Genomic DNA, 16400 nt, shown 5'->3' on the forward strand with positions numbered 1-16400 from the left:
TTTCGGCAGTATCGGCATACGTTTGATGTTGTAGACGTTTTCCATTACGAACCACGTCGGCCTGACCTCCTTGACGATGTTCGCAAAGCGGACAGTCAGATTGGCTCGTTCGCCCATGTTTCTACTTCCGGCTATAGAAAAGTCCTGACAAGGGGGACCGCCGATAATCATATCCGGGTTGAATGCCCTGATACGGTCAATTGCTCCTTCGGCATTCAGGTCGAAGTCAAAGACAGGGTGTTCGAAGTTGTCCTTGTAAATGCTGATTGCCGGCGCCCAGTTATCAAATGCTGCTAAGACGTCAATTCCTGCGTTTTGGAATCCGAGCGACATCCCGCCGCAGCCGCAAAACAAATCTACAGCCCTCATAAACCATCCTCACCTCTTTCGAGCGTTATCGTATTTGATGATGGCGCGGGCGATGTGTTCCGCGAGTTTCACGGGAACGGCGTTGCCAATCATCTGGTTCAAGTTCGACTTGGTACCCTCGAACTTGAACGTCTTAGGGAACGTCTGGACGTAGCTTCTTTCAAGCACGGTCAACGCTCTCACTTTGGGTCCTATTTCAACGGGGTCTGATGGATGACCTTTGTACCCGCTTGGGATAGGTCTGTCCACGCCCCTGATTGTTTGACACGGTTCGTATATGCTGAACACTCCGCGCCGGTTATAACTTCTCGGTACACGAAAGTAATAATCGACCCCAAGGCTGCCCCCGAAGTAGTCGTACATCGTCATCGGCTTGTCGGAGAAGTTCTCTTCCAAATAGGTCTGCATAAACCCGTCTTCCGCTCCAAGGCAACCGACCAGCACATAACGCTTTCTGGATTGCGGCACTCCGCAGAAGCTCGCGTCGATTATCATAGACGTCAATCCGTATCCCGCTTCTTTGAAGCGTTCGAGGATTTCGCCGAGGATTTCCTTCTTAGTGATTTCAGGTACGTTCTCCATTACGAAGTAGCGCGGCAAGGTTGTCGTGATAATGTCGCAGTAAGTCTTTGTCAGAACAGCCCGTCCGAGGTTTACGTTTCGGTGCCCCGCTGACGAGAAGTCCTGACACGGGGGACCGCCGATGATAATGTCCGGCTTCATTTCCTTGATGCTTGCCTGAACGCTCCCCTCGGCTAAGTCCTGCTCATATATTGGGTGGTCGAAGTTCATGCGGTAGACATCGACAGCGGGTTTCCAATTGTCGTAGGCGGCGATGATGCCAAATCCGGCATTTTGAAAACCGAGCGACATCCCCCCGCAACCGCAGAACAAGTCTACCGTTTTTAATCTCTCCATAGGTGGTTCTCCAATCTGACCACCGCCTTCTTCGCCGTTCGGCGTATCCGATGGGGCGTTAAGTGTTCGTTTCATCTTCCATCTCCATGATGTCGCTGACGTCGCAGTGCAGCACGGAACAAATTTTTTGAAGTATCTTGGTGTTCACGTTTTCGTTCCTGCCAAATTTGGCAACCGAAGACGAACTGATACCGGAAGCCTTTTGTAAATCCTTCTTCTTCATCTTCTTGTCGATGAGCAACTTCCATAGCTTATTGTAGCTGATTGCCATATCGCCATCTAGGTGCTGTTTTGTTACCGTTCAGGCCCTTGATAAAAGGAAGAACTTCCCCCTGCATGATCTGTACATGGCTTCAGCAGGTTTATCCCGCAGCACCGACCATTTCAGATGCTCTTTGCCGGTGAAAATGCCGGTATAAGAAATGCCCAGCATGATGCTTTCCTTCTGCCGGATGTTGTCGGTATAGTCAAGGTCACGAATAAACATGAGGTATGTAATCTGTTCGATGACATCCAGCGGGTTCGTAAGGCCCCCCGTCCAGAACATCTCCCAGAGTTTATCGACTTTATTCTTCAGCTCGCCGGTTATCATGCCGCTCTCCCCTTATCCTTTGATTCTGATATGTTGCTTGGACTTTTTCTCGCTTCGGCCATCTTTCGGTTTTTGCGCATCAGCAGGAATTACCCAGGCATTGCCGAAACGAACCGCACCGGGTATGCGGCCCTGGGCACATAAAAGTTGCACTTGGCGGGGCGTAACACCCCATTTTTCAGCAGCCTCTTTGGTTGTTATCCCGCTCATTGTGAGAATCCCCTTGGAAGGATGTTACATTTTTTATTATGTCGCAGAAGCGAAATATACACAATCAAAATTGGCAATATGATACAAAAAGAATGTGTCAACACTCCATCTTGCCTTTGCTTTCACTCTCATCAGCCAAACGCTTGGTTTTCATCAAGCAAACTCTATCTTGCACCTTTATATCCATGTCTTTCAGCGTTTCCCAGTAAATATAAAAATGAAAATGCCGGCAGCCGTAGAATTTTCTTGTGGCCCTTGGCGGGCTGTACCCCATAATCGTCTTCCCGTTTGGTAACAACAATGAATTTTTTAATGTTTTTCAATAATAATGAAATGCTTACGTTGATATTCTAAACAATTCCATTTATAATGAGAATATTAATAAGGAGTGGTGGTATGTCAGTATCTGAACAGCTCAAAATTCTTTGCGTTAAGCTTGGGATAAGCGTCTCTGAACTTGGTCGCCTATCAGGCAAAAGTCCACAGGCCTTCAGCCAGAAAATGAAACGTGAAAGCTTCACGGTTGATGAACTAAAGCAAATCGCCAAGGCGTCAGGCTGTGAATATATAGGAGCTTTTGTGATGCCGAGCGGCGAGAGGGTGGAATACTAACGAGGGTGGTTCTTATCCCCTGCAGGCTTCCAGGCTCTCTGAGAGCCTGAATCAAATCTGTAAATGGGAGCTGATGAAATGAAAATATATGAAAAAATCGACCGCTGCCATGCGGCTATCGGCGCGGTTCGTCCCTTCGAGGGTCACATGCTGGAGCAGCTGAAAGATTATTACCGTATTGGTCTCACCTGGTCGAGTAATGCCATAGAGGGGAATACCCTCACCATCAGCGAGACGAAGGTGGTACTTGAAGATGGTCTGACGATTGCCGGCCGGCCGCTCCGGGATTTCTACGAGACAGTTGGCCATGGAAAAGCTTATAATTTCATGTTCACCTTAATAGGGGAGCGACGCATTTCTGCTGCAGATATAAAAGCTATGCATCGCCTGTTCTACAGGGAAATTGACGAGGAGAACGCTGGCACATGGCGAAAGGAGCCGGTCGTGGTTTCCGGGACTGATTATGTGTTCCCGCACCCGGACGAATTGGAGAGGAGCATGGCTGAACTAGATGCCTGGATCTCAAACGAGCGGGGGAAATATCACCCTGTGACCTTTGCTGGTCTGCTCCATCTCAAATTCGTAAGTATCCACCCATTTACTGATGGGAACGGCAGGACGAGTCGTCTCATTATGAATCTTGCACTCATCCAGGACGGCTACCAGCTGGCGATTATCCCGCCGGTATTACGAGCGGAATATAACGATACCATCCGCCAATACCAGAACAAAGGGAAACCTGAACCGTTCTGCGATTTCATCGCTGAGCGAGTGTATGAGACCCAGAAGGAGATTATGCGCCTTTTGCATATTCCGCTTCCGGATCTGAAATAGAATAGAGCGCGTATCCCTGCAGAGGAATATCACGCTCTTTCTGCATTAAAGCCGTCTCGGATCTGTACCTGGCTCGTGGCGGCTTTTGTTATCGTGTTGTTATATTTAATACTCTATAGATGTTGGCTGTTTTACGCTAGCTTTATGAGCAGACACCCCTCATAATAATGTCAAGCAAGGACTATTTTACTCCCACTCGATCGTCCCCGGGGGTTTGGAAGTTACGTCATATACCACCCGGTTGATGCCCCGCACTTCGTTGACGATCCTTCGCGACATGATATCGAGGAGATCGTAGGGCAATCTAGCCCATTCCGCGGTCATGGCATCGTCGCTGACCACGGCGCGGATAATGATGGGGTGGGCATAGGTGCGTTCATCCCCCATTACACCCACGCTGCGCACCGGAGGCAGAACCGCGAAAGCCTGCCAGATCTCCCGGTCCAGTCCGGCTTTGCTGATTTCTTCCCGGACTATGGCATCAGCTTCTTTCAGCATGGTTAATTTCTCGGCAGTGATCTCCTCCAATACCCTGACCCCCAGCCCCGGCCCCGGGAAAGGCTGGCGCCACAGGATATGGGCGGGAATTCCCAATTCTTCACCCAGCAGGCGCACCTCGTCTTTGAACAATAAGCGCAGGGGTTCCAGTAGTTCGAAATCCATGTCTTCAGGGAGTCCGCCCACATTGTGGTGGCTTTTGATGGTGTCGGCGGTACGAGTGCCGCTTTCGATGACGTCCGGATAAATGGTGCCCTGCACCAGGTAGTCGATGTCACCCAGTTTGTTCTTTTCTTCTTCGAAAACCCGGATGAACTCCTCGCCGATGATCTTGCGTTTTCTTTCCGGCTCGGTGACTCCGGCCAGCCGTTTTAAAAAGCGCTCTTGGGCATCGGCGAAGATGAGGTTCATATGCATCCCTTCTTGGAAAGTCTGTATCACCTGTTGGGGCTCATCTTTACGCAGCAGGCCGTTGTCGACAAAGACGCATACCAGTTGATCGCCTACCGCCCGATGCACCAGTACGGCCGCTACTGACGAGTCCACCCCGCCGCTCAGGGCGCAGAGCACCTTTTTTGACCCTACCTTGGCCTTGATATCAGCCACACTCTCGGCTATAAAGTCGCTCAGATTCCAATCGCCTTTTAAACCGCACACCGCGAATAAAAAGTTTCTTAATATATCCATGCCGTAGACGGTGTGTTTCACTTCGGGATGAAACTGCACCCCATACAAATGTTTCTCCGGATGGCACATAGCAGCTACCGGGCAATTGCCGGTTCTGGCAGTCTCCACAAAGCCCTCCGGCAATGTGAATACGGAGTCGCCGTGGCTCATCCATACCTGCATGTCTTGGGGCAGCTCGTTAAAGAGCAGATCATCCCGGGTCACTGCCAGCTGGGCACGCCCGTATTCGCGGTGATTGCCGCCCCTCACCTGTCCTCCCAGGGTATGGGCTAAAAGCTGCATACCGTAACAGATCCCCAGTACGGGAACGTTCATCTCGAATATCCTGGGATCGCAGGCCGGCGCGTTTTCCACATGCACGCTGGCCGGACCGCCGGTGAGGATGATGCCCTGCGGATTTTTTTCTACCACTTCCCGGTAGCTGATGTCATAGGGGACCATCTCGCAATACACCGACAACTCTCGTACCCGGCGCGCTATCAATTGATTATACTGTCCGCCGAAATCCAGGATCAAAACCGTTTCTCTTTCCATTAAAAAAGCACTCCTAATTTTCATATACCCAGGACTTTAATATACAAACCGCCGGATAATAGCGGTAGCGTTCAGCGTAATCCAATCCGTAGCCGACCACAAACTGGTCTGGAATGGAGTATCCCGTGTAATCCGGGGTGACCGGCCCCTTGCGCCGTGACGGTTTATCCAGGAAACAGCACAGCTTGACACTCAAGGCGCCCCGTTTTAAAAGCAGTTCTCTGATGTATCCCAGGGTCAGTCCGGTATCGATGATATCCTCCACCACCAGAACGTGCTTCCCTTCTACAGATGAATCAAGATCCTTCAAGATACGCACCTCGCCGGAGGATTCGCTGGAAGCGCCGTAGCTGGAAACACTCATAAAATCAAGCTGCAGATTGACCTCGTCTATCTGCCGCACCAGGTCAGCCATAAAAATAAAAGCGCCCTTTAAGATGCCTAAAACCAGCAGATCGCCGCCGGCATAATCTTTGCCTATCTGCCGGCCCAGTTCGGACACTCTGGCGGCAATCTGTTCTTTGCTGTAGAGTATCTCGACTTCATTTAAGTTCATGCCTGTCCCCCCCTTATGAATGGATTATAGCAATTATCTGAGGAACGGTGCAATTTTGTTTCCATCCATGCTAAGGACATAAAGAATAACAAATCGAAGCCATTAAAAAAGAGGGGCTCGGGCTGCCCCTCTAAAAAACCTGGATGATCAGCTGCTCACTGGCGGCTTTATTTCGATTTTTTGGTCAAAGTCGTAAAAATTAACGTTCAACTGTAAACTGGTATTATCATTCTGTTGATTTTTCGCTGTCAGAGTCGCTCTCTTTATCAAATTGTTGTGGTAATCAACCCAGAACTGGTAGTCAAATTCCTTCCACATACTTTCCAGCAATTGGCTTTCCACCGTGGGCTGGCAACTGACAACCAGACATTCCGTACCATCAACTTTTTCGAATCCGATTTTCTGTACTTCACCCAGCGATTTCAATCTGAAGTTGGAGAGGGGACTTAGCTCCGATATCAATAACTCCTCGCAATTGCTGGTGTCGCTGTCGATCACCAACCACTTGTTGGCGAAGGAATCATAATTGTAGATGGTACGGTCGATATAGTAAATATCTACAGGTGTGTTAACCATCTCCCCCTTTATATGCGTATTTCCTTCGGCCTTTTCGCCCTCTACTTGGCTTATCACCTCCTCCCGCTGTTCAACTATAAAGCCTGACTTTAAATTGAAGCGGTATTGAGTCAGGGCTGCCATGTTGTCACAGGCCGCTTGTAATTCCTCGGCGGGCACCAGTTTATATCTGACATAATGGTCATGTATGGTTTTTGCGGAGAGGGCCCCCGCAATACTGATCAAGACGAGAGCTGAGAGCAGGATAATCCAGAAGCGTTTGATATACTCCACCCCAATTTCTGTGAGAAGCCTGATGGCGGCCTTCACCTAAACTCACGAGTAGTATATTGTATTAGGGCAAGCGGCTATATATTACAATTGAAAGCAAGTTTTAATCACCGGATCAGGAATGCTTTAAGTATCGGATATGGCGTATCCTCAATTTAATATACTGTATACTGCATAAAACCTCTTTTACGATTCGCCACTATCTGCTATAATTTGCACGTTGATTATAAGCCAAAGGGGGCTATTTAGTGTTTAAGAACTACGAAGAGGTAATGAGTTATTGCACGGAAAACGGCATCATGATGATTGATTTTAAGATGATTGACCTGAATGGACGGTGGCGACACCTGGGGATCCCCACCGGCCGGTTCACTCCCGATACACTTAAGTACGGGATAGGATTTGACGGCTCTAATTATGGATTCGCTCCGGTAGAAAACAGTGATATGGTCTTCATACCCGACATCTCCACAGCAGTGTTTGATCCTTTTACCGAGATACCGACACTGAGCATGATAGGAGATGTTTTTGTTATCGCTCAGCCGGAAAACCATCGCTTTGAACAGGATCCTCGTGCCATCGCTTTTAAAGCTGAAGAGTTCATGGTCTCTACCGGGATAGCCGATGAAATGCGCATTGGTCCCGAATACGAATTCTTTGTCTTTGACAATGTGACCTATGAGTGCCAGCCTCAACGGGCTGGATTCACTATAGATGCAGAGCAGGCCATCTGGAACAGCGGCGACCAGGAATACGAGAATCTGGGTTATAAGATTCCCCACAAAGGGGGCTACCACATCACTCCGCCGCAGGACATCCTCTACGATTTAAGAGCACGCATGTGTCTCCTGATGGAAGAGAACAATATTCCGGTTAAATACCACCACCATGAAGTGGCTGGCCCCGGGCAGATAGAAATCGAAGTGGAATTTGGCGGCATGCGGGAGATGGCTGACAAAACCATGCTGGCCAAATACCTGATAAAGAACCTGGCTTTCCAGGAAGGCAAATCCGCTACTTTCATGCCCAAACCCCTTTTTGCTGAAGCCGGCAGCGGATTGCATGTACATATGCATTTATTCAAAAAAGGTGAACCGATTTTCTTTGACAAAGAGGGATATTCCGGGTTGAGCGAAGAAGCCCTTTATTTCATCGGCGGCTTGCTCAAACACGCTCCCGCTGTTCTGGCCTTTACCAACCCCAGCACCAATTCTTACAAGCGCCTGGTGCCTGGTTATGAAGCCCCGGTGAGCATATGCTTTGCCACCTCCAACCGCAGCGCGGTCATCCGCATTCCGGCTTATGCCAAGACACCCGAAACCAAACGCTTCGAGTTCCGCTCTTCCGATGCTACCTGCAATCCCTATCTGGCCTTCTCGGCTATGCTGATGGCCGGCATTGACGGAATCAGGAATAAGATTGACCCGGTGAAAGAGGGATTCGGGCCTTATGATGTAAACCTCTACACACTTTCAGCAGATGAACAGGCCAAAATCAAAGGCCTGCCCAAGAGCCTCGACGAAGCCCTGGACGCGCTGGAACAAGACCATGCCTTCCTGCTCGAAGGCGGGGTGTTCCCGAAACGCCTGATCGAAATCTGGATTGAGAATAAACGCAAAGAATCCCGCCGGGTCAACGACATTCCCCATCCGTTGGAATTTGAGATGTACTACGATCTATAAATATGAAATATGCTGCCAAAGCCGTACACGCCGGGAGGGGTATAGACCCCTCCTTTTTGTTTCATAACTTCGGCATTGAGATGATAAAATAGTATAATAGTTGTTTAGTTTTATCCGGCTTAGAATATAATTAAGCAAATATTTGAAAGGGGATTTCTCATATGACGGTACAACCCGAATACATCACAGGCGTTGCCGATATGCTGAAGCAATTGCCATTAGGCGCTTTTCTGACGGTCAAGTCTGGCGATAAAATTAACACCATGACAATCGGCTGGGGCTCAATCGGTTATATCTGGAACAAACCCATTATGATGGTTATGGTGAGGTATTCGCGATACACCCATGAGCTGATCAAAGACGCCCCCGATTTTTCCGTAAGTGTTCCTCTGGACGGCCATCTTAAAAAAGCCCTGGCTGGCGCAGGGAGCAAATCGGGGCGTGACATCGACAAATTCGAAGCCTTTGACCTGGCCGCGAAACCAGCCAGAAGCATTGCCAGTCCGGTTATCGACAACTGTGGCCTGATTTATGAATGCCGGGTTTTGTATAAGCATCCTATGGACCCGGCGGCTTTTGATGCGGTATTGGACAGCAAATTATACAAAACCAAAGACTATCATGTGCTCTATTATGGTGAAATTGTGGCTAATTACAATAACCGGGCTTAAGGGGGTACGGACCCGGCCTGTTTTACAGGATACAGGCCTTCCCCCCGGCTCGTTTATCAAATTCTTATTAAATCTTTGTGCAGGAATACGTTGCCTACCAGGTTTTCGTTTCCAGCCCGTCCGCCGATCCAGAAATAGACCCGGGAGCTGTCGGTTTGCACCTGGACTTCATAAATATTAAAATTGGCGATAAATTCGATGTCGTTTTGAGATCTCGGTGCGATAGTGAAGGTTTCATCCAGCAGAACGGTTTTGGGTACCGGTTCGAGATCATAAATGATAACCCGGGCTTGATGTTCTCTCTGTCCGTTATTCAACGCCAGAACCCTGACATTGTTACCGTTCTGGCTGATACTTACAGGACCGGTGGTATAACGGTTGTCTAGTGTGGCCATGCTCTTAGCCTCCTCGTTTAGTTTATATTCTATTTGTATGCACAAGAAGGTAATGTGGTTAGCATTTTTAGCCACCGGCAAGCAAAAACTGCTGCTGCGCAGCAGTTTTGATGTGGGCTGAATTTGATTATTTTACTCTATCCATCAGCTGGTATATCCTGTGCTGCCGGTAGGGTCGGGGCTTACCGACCCAGAATCTGAACCGGTTCCAGGTTTATCGGGGTTGGGGGATGTATCATCCGGCTTGCTGTCAGGGTCCGGATCTTCCGGGGTATCGCCACCGGGCTTGGTTGCGCTGTCTTTACCTTCAGGGTCTGTTCCCGCGTCGGGATCGCCCTCAGTCTCGTCATCTTTTTCTTGCGGATCCTCATTGTCTTCATTTTCCCCGGAACCCTGGCCGTCCTCTTCCCCATCCGCCGGTTTATTGACTTCAGGCTGCCCGGCCTCTTCCAGTTCTTTTTCCGCTTCCGGGGTTTTAAGCACCGGGGCTTCGCCTTCAGCCGGCTTTACCTTGGGCAGCTGCGCCACCCAATTGGGGGGATCTTGAATTACGGCAAAGGTTTCTCCTGCAAAAAGGGCTGAAATGATGCGCGGGGCTACTTTCTCATCGGCTTGCCAGTAGCTGGCCCCTGATGAAGGGTCGGTGAATGAATAGCCGGGCAGGGTCTGGGTGACCACATTGCCGGTGTTAAACTTCTGAGCCAGAGTAGCCAGTGCGGTTACTTCTGTAGCGGGCAGATTGGTCTTGACCTGAGCTATCAGCTGCGGTACCAATTCAGGAAGCTTGAAAATGTTTTTGCTGGTAAACATCTCCGCGATGACCGCCTTGATGAATTTCTGCTGCCGGGCGGTGCGCCCGATGTCCGCGGTCAGGGGAGACCGGTAGCGCACATAGCGCAAGGCGTCCGCTCCATTGAGCAGCTGCGGCCCTTTGGATAGATTGATGTTCAGGGTAGGATCGGGATCATAGTGGCTCATAGCGGTCTCCACATCGATATGCACCCCGCCCAGAGTATCAATGATCTTGGAAAAGCCTTGGAAATTGGTCAGGACATAGTAGTCCACCTTGGTGTCTAGCAGGTCGCCTACCGCCTGGCAGGCGGCTTCCGGCCCCTTCAGGGCGTTGACGCTGTTGATCCTGTCGTGACCTTTGCCAACCGCGATGCGGGTATCCCTCGGGATCCATACCAACACCGCTTTGCTGCTCCGTTTGTCAATGCTGGCCAGAATCATGGTATCGCTTCTGGAGTTGACCTCCGCAGAGCGGGCATCCACCCCCATGAATAGTATATTTACCTGTCCGTCGCCCAGCCAGGCCAATCCCGGAGCATTGCTCAATACGCCCAATCTTCCGCCCAAAAGCGACCCGATGAGGAAAAAGGCCAGGTAAATCCCAACTAATGTCACCACAAATCTTATTTTTTTATTTGTCTTTGCCATAATTCTTTATTATTCCTCGTTTCAAACCGATCTTTACTGCAGGATAAACCGTCTGAAAGCGTTTAATCCGTATTAATCCTGCCTGCCCCACGCTATGGATTTTCAACCGGAGAAATTCCATCACAAATCGGGAGTTTGCCCGTTTTGAACCAACTCAATCAGGCCACAATACCTGTTCTAAAAATGACAGGAGTTCAGGGATTCCCTGTCCGGTCAGCGCAGAGATGGCCGGCACCGTGCCATTTCCCCATTCGAACTCCGGAACCTTGTCGGCTTTGTTGAAAACCATATGGACCTGTTCCTTTTTGGCCCCCAATTCCTCCAGCACCTGGTTGACTACCTCCACCTTTTCAAAATATGCCTCATCCGATACATCGATGATATGTAAAACTACATCGGCTGCAACCGCCTCTTCCAGGGTGGAGCGAAAAGCCGCGATCAGGTGGGGGGGCAGGTCCTGCACAAAACCTACCGTATCGCTGAGCAGAGCCTCACGTCCTGAAGCCAGCTTGATTTTCCTGGTGGTGGTATCCAGAGTCTGAAATAAACGCTGGTCAGCTTCGGCCTGATTCTGGCCGCTGCTGTGAGCCTTCTGGCATAGCGCGTTGAAAAGGCTGGATTTGCCAGCGTTGGTATAGCCCACCAGTGATATGGTTTTCATACCCCGGCGCAGGCGCTGCTTGCGGTGCAAGTCGCGGGTCTTCTCCACCTTGACCAGTTGCCGTTTCAAGTCGCTGATGCGCCGTCTGAGGTGCCGGCGGTCAAGTTCCAATTGCTGTTCGCCCAGGCCTCTGGTGCCGATTCCGGCGCCGGTGCGGCTTAACACCTGGCCTTGCCCGATCAGACGCGGCAGTTGATATTCCAGGGTGGCCAGTTCCACCTGCAATTTGCCTTCCAGCGAATGCGCCCGGCTGGAGAAGATATCCAGGATCAGCCTGGTGCGGTCCATAATCCTTATTGGGATCTGCTCGTCCAGGGAGCGCAGCTGCCCGGGGGTAAGTTCCCCGTCAAAAACCACCACATCAGCTTCGGTTTCCTCTACCAGGTGCAGGAGTTCGTTTATTTTGCCCCTGCCGATATAGCTGCGGTGATCAGGCCTTTCCCGGGCCTGCACCAGCATGCCTGAAACCTCACCCCCTGCCGCCTCAACCAGGGCGGCCAATTCTCTCATGAAGCCTTCAAAATCATCCCCGCTCCTGCGGCTGCTGCGCAATCCGACCAGGATGACTTTTTTGGCCTCTCCTACTGTTCTATTTATTACTGTCGCCTCCGTTATTCGTAAGCTCTTCCCAGGATTCCTGGGCTATAGTCCATTCCTGGTAAGATGCCAGCAAATTTTTTTGAGTTTCTTCAAGTTCCTTTATATATAAAGCAGTCCGGGGCTGATCTTGATAGATGTCAGGATCAGCCAGTACTTCTGCCAGTTCGCTCTGACGCTGTTCAAGCCTCTCTATAGTCTCTTCCAGCTCTTGCACCTGCCGTTCCAGCCTGCGCTTATTGCGTTCCTGTTCTTTTTGTTGCATACGAAATTGCTGCTGAGAGCTTGCAGCGGCCGGCACACACTGGTTGACTTTTCCTCCCTGCTCAAAGACTTTCTCCCGATAATAACTGTAATTGCCGGGACAGTCAATTAAGCTGCCATTGGTAAACACCAGGGTACGCTCAGCAACCCGGTCGATAAAATAGCGGTCATGACTCACCAGCAGCAGGGTTCCCTCATAACCTCCCAGCATGTCTTCCAGAGCTTCGCGGCCGGAGATGTCCAGGTGGTTGGTGGGCTCATCCAGCAGCAGCAGGTTGGCCCCGGAACAAATCAACTTCAATATGGCCAGACGCCCTTTTTCGCCCCCGCTGAGATCTCCCACCCGCTGGTTGACAGTATCCCCCCGGAAGTGCATCATAGCCAGTTTATCGCGGGCCTGCTGCAGATTGAGATTACAGTCATAAACCATTTCTTCCAAGAGGGTGCGCTCATGCTGAAGGTTCTCATAGCCCTGCGAGAAATAACCGGGCCGCACCCCGCTGCCCAGCCCGATAGTGCCCTGATCGGGGGTGATTTCCGCAGTTATCAGCTTTAATAAAGTGGTTTTGCCGCAGCCGTTGGGCCCCAACAGAGCGACCCGCTCTCCGCGCCGTATCAGTAAATCCACCCCGGAGAATAAGCTCTTACCATCATAGCATTTGCTCACATCCTGCAGATTAATCACTATTTCGCCGCTGTCCTGCCGGCTGTGCAGTTTCCAGCTATGCTGCCGTATTTCCTGAGCCGGTCTTTGCAGGCGCTCCAAACGGCTCAACTGTGACTGCCGGCCCCTGGCCTGGCGGGCTTTAATGCCGGAGCGATAGCGTTCAATATAGGCTTCAGTTTCACGAATCTGTTCCTGCTGCTTTTCAAAAGCCTTTAACCGGGCCTGGTCTTGGGCTTCCGCCTTAACGATATAAGCAGAATAATTGCCTTCAAAAGCACGCAGTTTGCGTTCCCGCAGTTCAAAGATCTTGTTAACCACCCGGTCCAGAAAACGGCGGTCATGGGAAACCACCAGTACCGTGCCGGAATAGTCGTTAAGGTATTCCTCCAGCCATTCCACCGCACTCATGTCCAAATGATTGGTGGGCTCATCGAGCAGCAGTATGTTAGGACTTAAGGCCAGTAGCCGCGCCAGATCGAGCCGGGTTTTCTGTCCCCCGCTCAGTTCCCCCAAACGCAGATCGTACTGGCAGGGATCAATGCCCAGGCCGGCCAGGATGCGCCGGGCCATGGTCTCACAGGCATAGCCGTTGCGGTCATGGTATTCGTCCTGCAAAAGGCTGTATTGTTTGAGCAGCATATCCACATCACCGCGGCCGGAACTGATAGCCTGCTCCAGCTCGCTTAAGCGTTGCCGTATATCCAACAAATCGCTAAAGCTGCCCATTACTATATCCCAGATAGTTTCCTCCGGGTCTCGGGGGGGAAGCTGCTCCAAAAAGCCGAGCTGTTGGTGCTTGCCCAGCATTACGTTCCCATGCTCGGCCTCCAGTTGCCCGCTTAAGCACTTTAACAAAGTGGTCTTGCCGCTGCCGTTGGCGCCGACCAGCCCCGCCTTTTCACCTGCCTGCAAGGTCATATTTATATTGTCCAGTATAGGCCTGCCAGCCAGGGTTTTACCTAATCCGGCAGCTTGTAAAATAATCATCAAATCACCCGCCTGGTTTTTTCCTATACAAATATAACACGATAAATCACCCCGGTCATCTTCTATAGCGGGAGGTATAGCTGATCCTCGCCGAGTAAATACCGGCCCCGGCGAACATACTAAAGACAATAGCCTGTGGAGGTGGAATTATGCAATCCTGGCATGGATTTATAGGGGGCTGGTGGCAAAGGGATATTGATGTCCGGAATTTCGTGCAGAAGAACATTACTCCCTATTCGGGAAATGCCTCCTTTTTAAGCGGTCCTAGCGAACGGACCCGTTTATTGTGGCAGCGCTGTCAGCAGCTGATCAAGGAAGAGTATCAACGCGGCGGGGTTTACGATATTGATGCCGACACCCCGATCACCATCAACAGCCATAAACCCGGGTACATCGATCAGGATCTAGAGGTTATTGTTGGCCTGCAGACCGATTATCCCCTCAAAAGAGCCATCCAGGTTTACGGCGGGCTGCGCACCAGCATCAGAGCCTGCGAAGCTTACGGCTATAAATTCAACCCTGAAATGGCGGACTTATTCCATCAATATCTGCGCACCCATAACGAGGGGGTTTTCACCGCCTATACCCCGGAAATGCGCCTGGCCAGAAGAGTGGGGATAATCACCGGGCTTCCCGACGCCTACGGGCGCGGGCGCATTATCGGCGATTATCGCCGGGTGCCTTTATACGGGGTAGCGCGGCTTATAGCCGATAAGCAGCATGATCTGCACAAGCTGAGCACCGCCATGGATATCGGCAGCATCAGCCAGCGCGAGGAGCTGTTCGATCAGATACAAGCCCTGAAGGATATGCAGGCCATGGCCTTTGATTACGGTTACGACATTTCCCAACCTGCTGGGACCGCCCAGGAGGCCGTGCAGTGGTTGTATTTTGCCTACCTGGCTGCGGTCAAAGAACAAAACGGCGCCGCTATGAGCCTGGGGCGCATCTCAACCTTCCTGGATATTTATCTGCAGCGCGACCTGGAGCGAGGGGTTATCAACGAAGAACAAGCCCAGGAGCTCATCGATCAACTGGTAATCAAGCTGCGCCTGGTGCGCCACCTGCGAACCCCGGAATACAATCAGCTATTTGCCGGGGATCCCAACTGGATCACTGAAGCCATCGGCGGCTGTGATGTAAACGGGCGCCCCCTGGTGACCAAGACCAGCTATCGTATACTGCAGACCCTGTATAACCTGGGGCCCAGCCCGGAGCCCAATCTGACCATACTTTGGTCGCAGCAGCTGCCCCGGCCTTTTTTGGAATTCTGCGCTCAGGTCTCCATCGACACCAGCGCCCTGCAATATGAAAATGATGACTTGATGCGGCCTATTTACGGGGATGACTATGGCATCGCCTGCTGCGTGTCGGCTATGGTGATGGGCAAACAGACCCAGTTCTTCGGTGCGCGCTGCAATCTGGCCAAACTCCTGCTCTACGCTATAAACGGCGGTATCGATGAAATAACCGGGAAACAGGTGGGGGTCGAGATGGGGGTTTATCCCGGGGATGTTCTGGACTTCAATGAAGTGATGCACCGCTTCAAGATACAGATGCAATGGCTGGCGGAATTATATGTCCACACCATGAACACCATCCATTACATGCATGACCGTTATGCCTACGAACGGGTGCAAATGGCCTTGCACGACAGCCGGGTGCATTATTTCATGTCTTTTGGCATTGCCGGCTTGTCGGTTGTGGCTGATTCATTGAGCGCCATACGCTATGCCCGGGTAAAACCGGTACGAAACGCGCAGGGGCTTATAGAGGACTTCATCGTCGAGGGAAACTACCCCAAATTCGGCAATGATGACGACCGGGTGGACAATATCGCCGTAGAGCTGGTCAAGGAATTCGCCCGCTATCTCAAGCAGTACCGGGCCTACCGCCAGGCGGAACACACCCTTTCCATTCTGACCATCACTTCCAACGTTATGTACGGCAAACATACCGGCTCGACCCCGGACGGCCGCAAAAAGGGCGAGCCTCTGGCCCCGGGGGCAAATCCCCTTCACGGCCGCGAAGAGCATGGGGCGGTGGCAGCCTGCAATTCGGTGGCCAAACTGCCCTATGATTACGCCCGCGACGGCATATCCTTCACATTTTCTATCGTCCCCTCGGCTCTGGGAAGAAGCCGGGAGGAGCAGATCAACAACCTGCTGGCTTTGTTACACGGCTATTTCGGCCAGGGCGGGCACCATATCAATGTCAATGTGCTGCAGGTTGAAACCCTGAAAGAAGCCATGGAAAATCCCGAACGCTATCCGGACCTGACCATTCGCGTCTCCGGGTATGCGGTGCACTTTATCAAACTGACCCGCGAGCAGCAGGAAGAGATCATTACCCGAACCTTTTACGGCCGTATGTAAAGTTT

At 51.2% G+C, this 16400-nt stretch carries 17 protein-coding genes; 5 read left to right on the top strand and 12 right to left on the bottom strand.

From position 1 onward, the window contains the following. The 5 genes from B3W37_RS07040 to B3W37_RS07060 all read right to left on the bottom strand — a co-directional run. Positions 1–369, bottom strand: a 369-nt coding sequence (locus tag B3W37_RS07040) for a DNA cytosine methyltransferase (RefSeq protein ID WP_483175188.1), incomplete at its 3' end; no start/stop codon positions are given. Positions 370–378: 9 nt separating this feature from the next. Continuing rightward, positions 379–1362, bottom strand: a complete 984-nt coding sequence (locus B3W37_RS07045; protein WP_483175189.1) for a DNA cytosine methyltransferase — start codon at positions 1360–1362, stop codon at positions 379–381. After that, a complete protein-coding gene (locus B3W37_RS07050; RefSeq protein ID WP_483175190.1) occupies positions 1346–1558 on the bottom strand; it encodes a helix-turn-helix domain-containing protein in 213 nt (70 codons plus the stop codon). The genes B3W37_RS07045 and B3W37_RS07050 overlap by 17 nt, the downstream gene beginning before the upstream one ends. 30 nt (positions 1559–1588) lie before the next feature. Beyond that, complete coding sequence (locus B3W37_RS07055) at positions 1589–1879, bottom strand: type I restriction-modification system subunit M N-terminal domain-containing protein (protein ID WP_483175191.1); 291 nt, start codon at positions 1877–1879, stop codon at positions 1589–1591. Positions 1880–1891: 12 nt separating this feature from the next. Further along, positions 1892–2089 carry a helix-turn-helix domain-containing protein gene (locus tag B3W37_RS07060; RefSeq protein WP_483175192.1) on the bottom strand — a complete coding sequence of 66 codons (198 nt, stop codon included), beginning with the start codon at positions 2087–2089 and terminating at the stop codon, positions 1892–1894. Positions 2090–2485: 396 nt separating this feature from the next. Between B3W37_RS07060 and B3W37_RS07065 the strand changes: the two genes are divergently transcribed. Next, positions 2486–2701, top strand: a complete 216-nt coding sequence (locus tag B3W37_RS07065; protein ID WP_481037757.1) for a helix-turn-helix domain-containing protein — start codon at positions 2486–2488, stop codon at positions 2699–2701. Positions 2702–2779: 78 nt separating this feature from the next. Beyond that, the gene (locus B3W37_RS07070; protein WP_483175193.1) at positions 2780–3535 is read left to right on the top strand and encodes a Fic family protein; all 756 of its coding nucleotides are present in this window, start codon (positions 2780–2782) and stop codon (positions 3533–3535) included. 186 nt (positions 3536–3721) lie between these two features. Here B3W37_RS07070 and guaA read toward each other — a convergent pair whose 3' ends face one another. The 3 genes from guaA to B3W37_RS07085 form a co-directional block, all read right to left on the bottom strand. Next, a complete protein-coding gene (guaA, locus tag B3W37_RS07075) occupies positions 3722–5254 on the bottom strand; it encodes a glutamine-hydrolyzing GMP synthase (protein WP_481037750.1) in 1533 nt (510 codons plus the stop codon). 13 nt (positions 5255–5267) lie between these two features. Further along, positions 5268–5810, bottom strand: coding sequence for a hypoxanthine phosphoribosyltransferase (hpt, locus tag B3W37_RS07080; protein ID WP_481037749.1), 543 nt, complete (start codon positions 5808–5810; stop codon positions 5268–5270). Positions 5811–5957: 147 nt separating this feature from the next. Next, positions 5958–6695 (bottom strand): LolA family protein, encoded by a 738-nt coding sequence (locus B3W37_RS07085; RefSeq protein ID WP_483171055.1) that lies wholly within the window; start codon positions 6693–6695, stop codon positions 5958–5960. 209 nt (positions 6696–6904) lie between these two features. On the opposite strand from B3W37_RS07085, the gene glnA reads away from it, so the two are divergent. Then, positions 6905–8338 (top strand): type I glutamate--ammonia ligase, encoded by a 1434-nt coding sequence (gene glnA / locus B3W37_RS07090; protein ID WP_481037747.1) that lies wholly within the window; start codon positions 6905–6907, stop codon positions 8336–8338. 161 nt (positions 8339–8499) lie between these two features. Then, entirely contained in the window at positions 8500–9009 is a 510-nt protein-coding gene (locus B3W37_RS07095; protein WP_481037746.1) for a flavin reductase family protein, read from the top strand. A 56-nt stretch (positions 9010–9065) separates the two neighbouring features. Here B3W37_RS07095 and B3W37_RS07100 read toward each other — a convergent pair whose 3' ends face one another. The 4 genes from B3W37_RS07100 to B3W37_RS07115 all read right to left on the bottom strand — a co-directional run bounded on the left by B3W37_RS07100 (position 9066) and on the right by B3W37_RS07115 (position 14020). Continuing rightward, complete coding sequence (locus B3W37_RS07100) at positions 9066–9404, bottom strand: hypothetical protein (RefSeq protein ID WP_481037745.1); 339 nt, start codon at positions 9402–9404, stop codon at positions 9066–9068. A gap of 144 nt (positions 9405–9548) precedes the next feature. Continuing rightward, on the bottom strand, positions 9549–10844 hold the full coding sequence (locus tag B3W37_RS07105) for an LCP family protein (RefSeq protein WP_483175194.1): 1296 nt from the start codon (positions 10842–10844) through the stop codon (positions 9549–9551). 154 nt (positions 10845–10998) lie between these two features. Continuing rightward, positions 10999–12120, bottom strand: coding sequence for a GTPase HflX (hflX, locus tag B3W37_RS07110; RefSeq protein ID WP_483175211.1), 1122 nt, complete (start codon positions 12118–12120; stop codon positions 10999–11001). Then, positions 12095–14020: an ABC-F family ATP-binding cassette domain-containing protein gene (locus B3W37_RS07115; protein WP_483175195.1), complete on the bottom strand. Its 1926-nt coding sequence runs from the start codon at positions 14018–14020 to the stop codon at positions 12095–12097. The genes hflX and B3W37_RS07115 overlap by 26 nt, the downstream gene beginning before the upstream one ends. 146 nt (positions 14021–14166) lie before the next feature. Here B3W37_RS07115 and pflB point away from each other — a divergent pair, with 146 nt between their 5' ends. Further along, positions 14167–16395 (top strand): formate C-acetyltransferase, encoded by a 2229-nt coding sequence (gene pflB / locus B3W37_RS07120; protein WP_483175212.1) that lies wholly within the window; start codon positions 14167–14169, stop codon positions 16393–16395. The last annotated feature ends 5 nt before the right edge of the window (positions 16396–16400 follow it).

This window comes from Syntrophomonas sp. UBA5494 (assembly GCF_002426325.1).

What these genes read in the sequence shown, in the direction of transcription:
- B3W37_RS07045 (WP_483175189.1), bottom strand. Translation starts at nt 1,362, where the DNA reads ATGAAACGAACACTTAACGCCCCATCGGATACGCCGAACGGCGAAGAA.
- B3W37_RS07050 (WP_483175190.1), bottom strand. Translation starts at nt 1,558, where the DNA reads ATGGCAATCAGCTACAATAAGCTATGGAAGTTGCTCATCGACAAGAAG.
- B3W37_RS07055 (WP_483175191.1), bottom strand. Translation starts at nt 1,879, where the DNA reads ATGATAACCGGCGAGCTGAAGAATAAAGTCGATAAACTCTGGGAGATG.
- B3W37_RS07060 (WP_483175192.1), bottom strand. Translation starts at nt 2,089, where the DNA reads ATGAGCGGGATAACAACCAAAGAGGCTGCTGAAAAATGGGGTGTTACG.
- B3W37_RS07065 (WP_481037757.1), top strand. Translation starts at nt 2,486, where the DNA reads ATGTCAGTATCTGAACAGCTCAAAATTCTTTGCGTTAAGCTTGGGATA.
- B3W37_RS07070 (WP_483175193.1), top strand. Translation starts at nt 2,780, where the DNA reads ATGAAAATATATGAAAAAATCGACCGCTGCCATGCGGCTATCGGCGCG.
- guaA (WP_481037750.1), bottom strand. Translation starts at nt 5,254, where the DNA reads ATGGAAAGAGAAACGGTTTTGATCCTGGATTTCGGCGGACAGTATAAT.
- hpt (WP_481037749.1), bottom strand. Translation starts at nt 5,810, where the DNA reads ATGAACTTAAATGAAGTCGAGATACTCTACAGCAAAGAACAGATTGCC.
- B3W37_RS07095 (WP_481037746.1), top strand. Translation starts at nt 8,500, where the DNA reads ATGACGGTACAACCCGAATACATCACAGGCGTTGCCGATATGCTGAAG.
- B3W37_RS07100 (WP_481037745.1), bottom strand. Translation starts at nt 9,404, where the DNA reads ATGGCCACACTAGACAACCGTTATACCACCGGTCCTGTAAGTATCAGC.
- B3W37_RS07105 (WP_483175194.1), bottom strand. Translation starts at nt 10,844, where the DNA reads ATGGCAAAGACAAATAAAAAAATAAGATTTGTGGTGACATTAGTTGGG.
- B3W37_RS07115 (WP_483175195.1), bottom strand. Translation starts at nt 14,020, where the DNA reads ATGATTATTTTACAAGCTGCCGGATTAGGTAAAACCCTGGCTGGCAGG.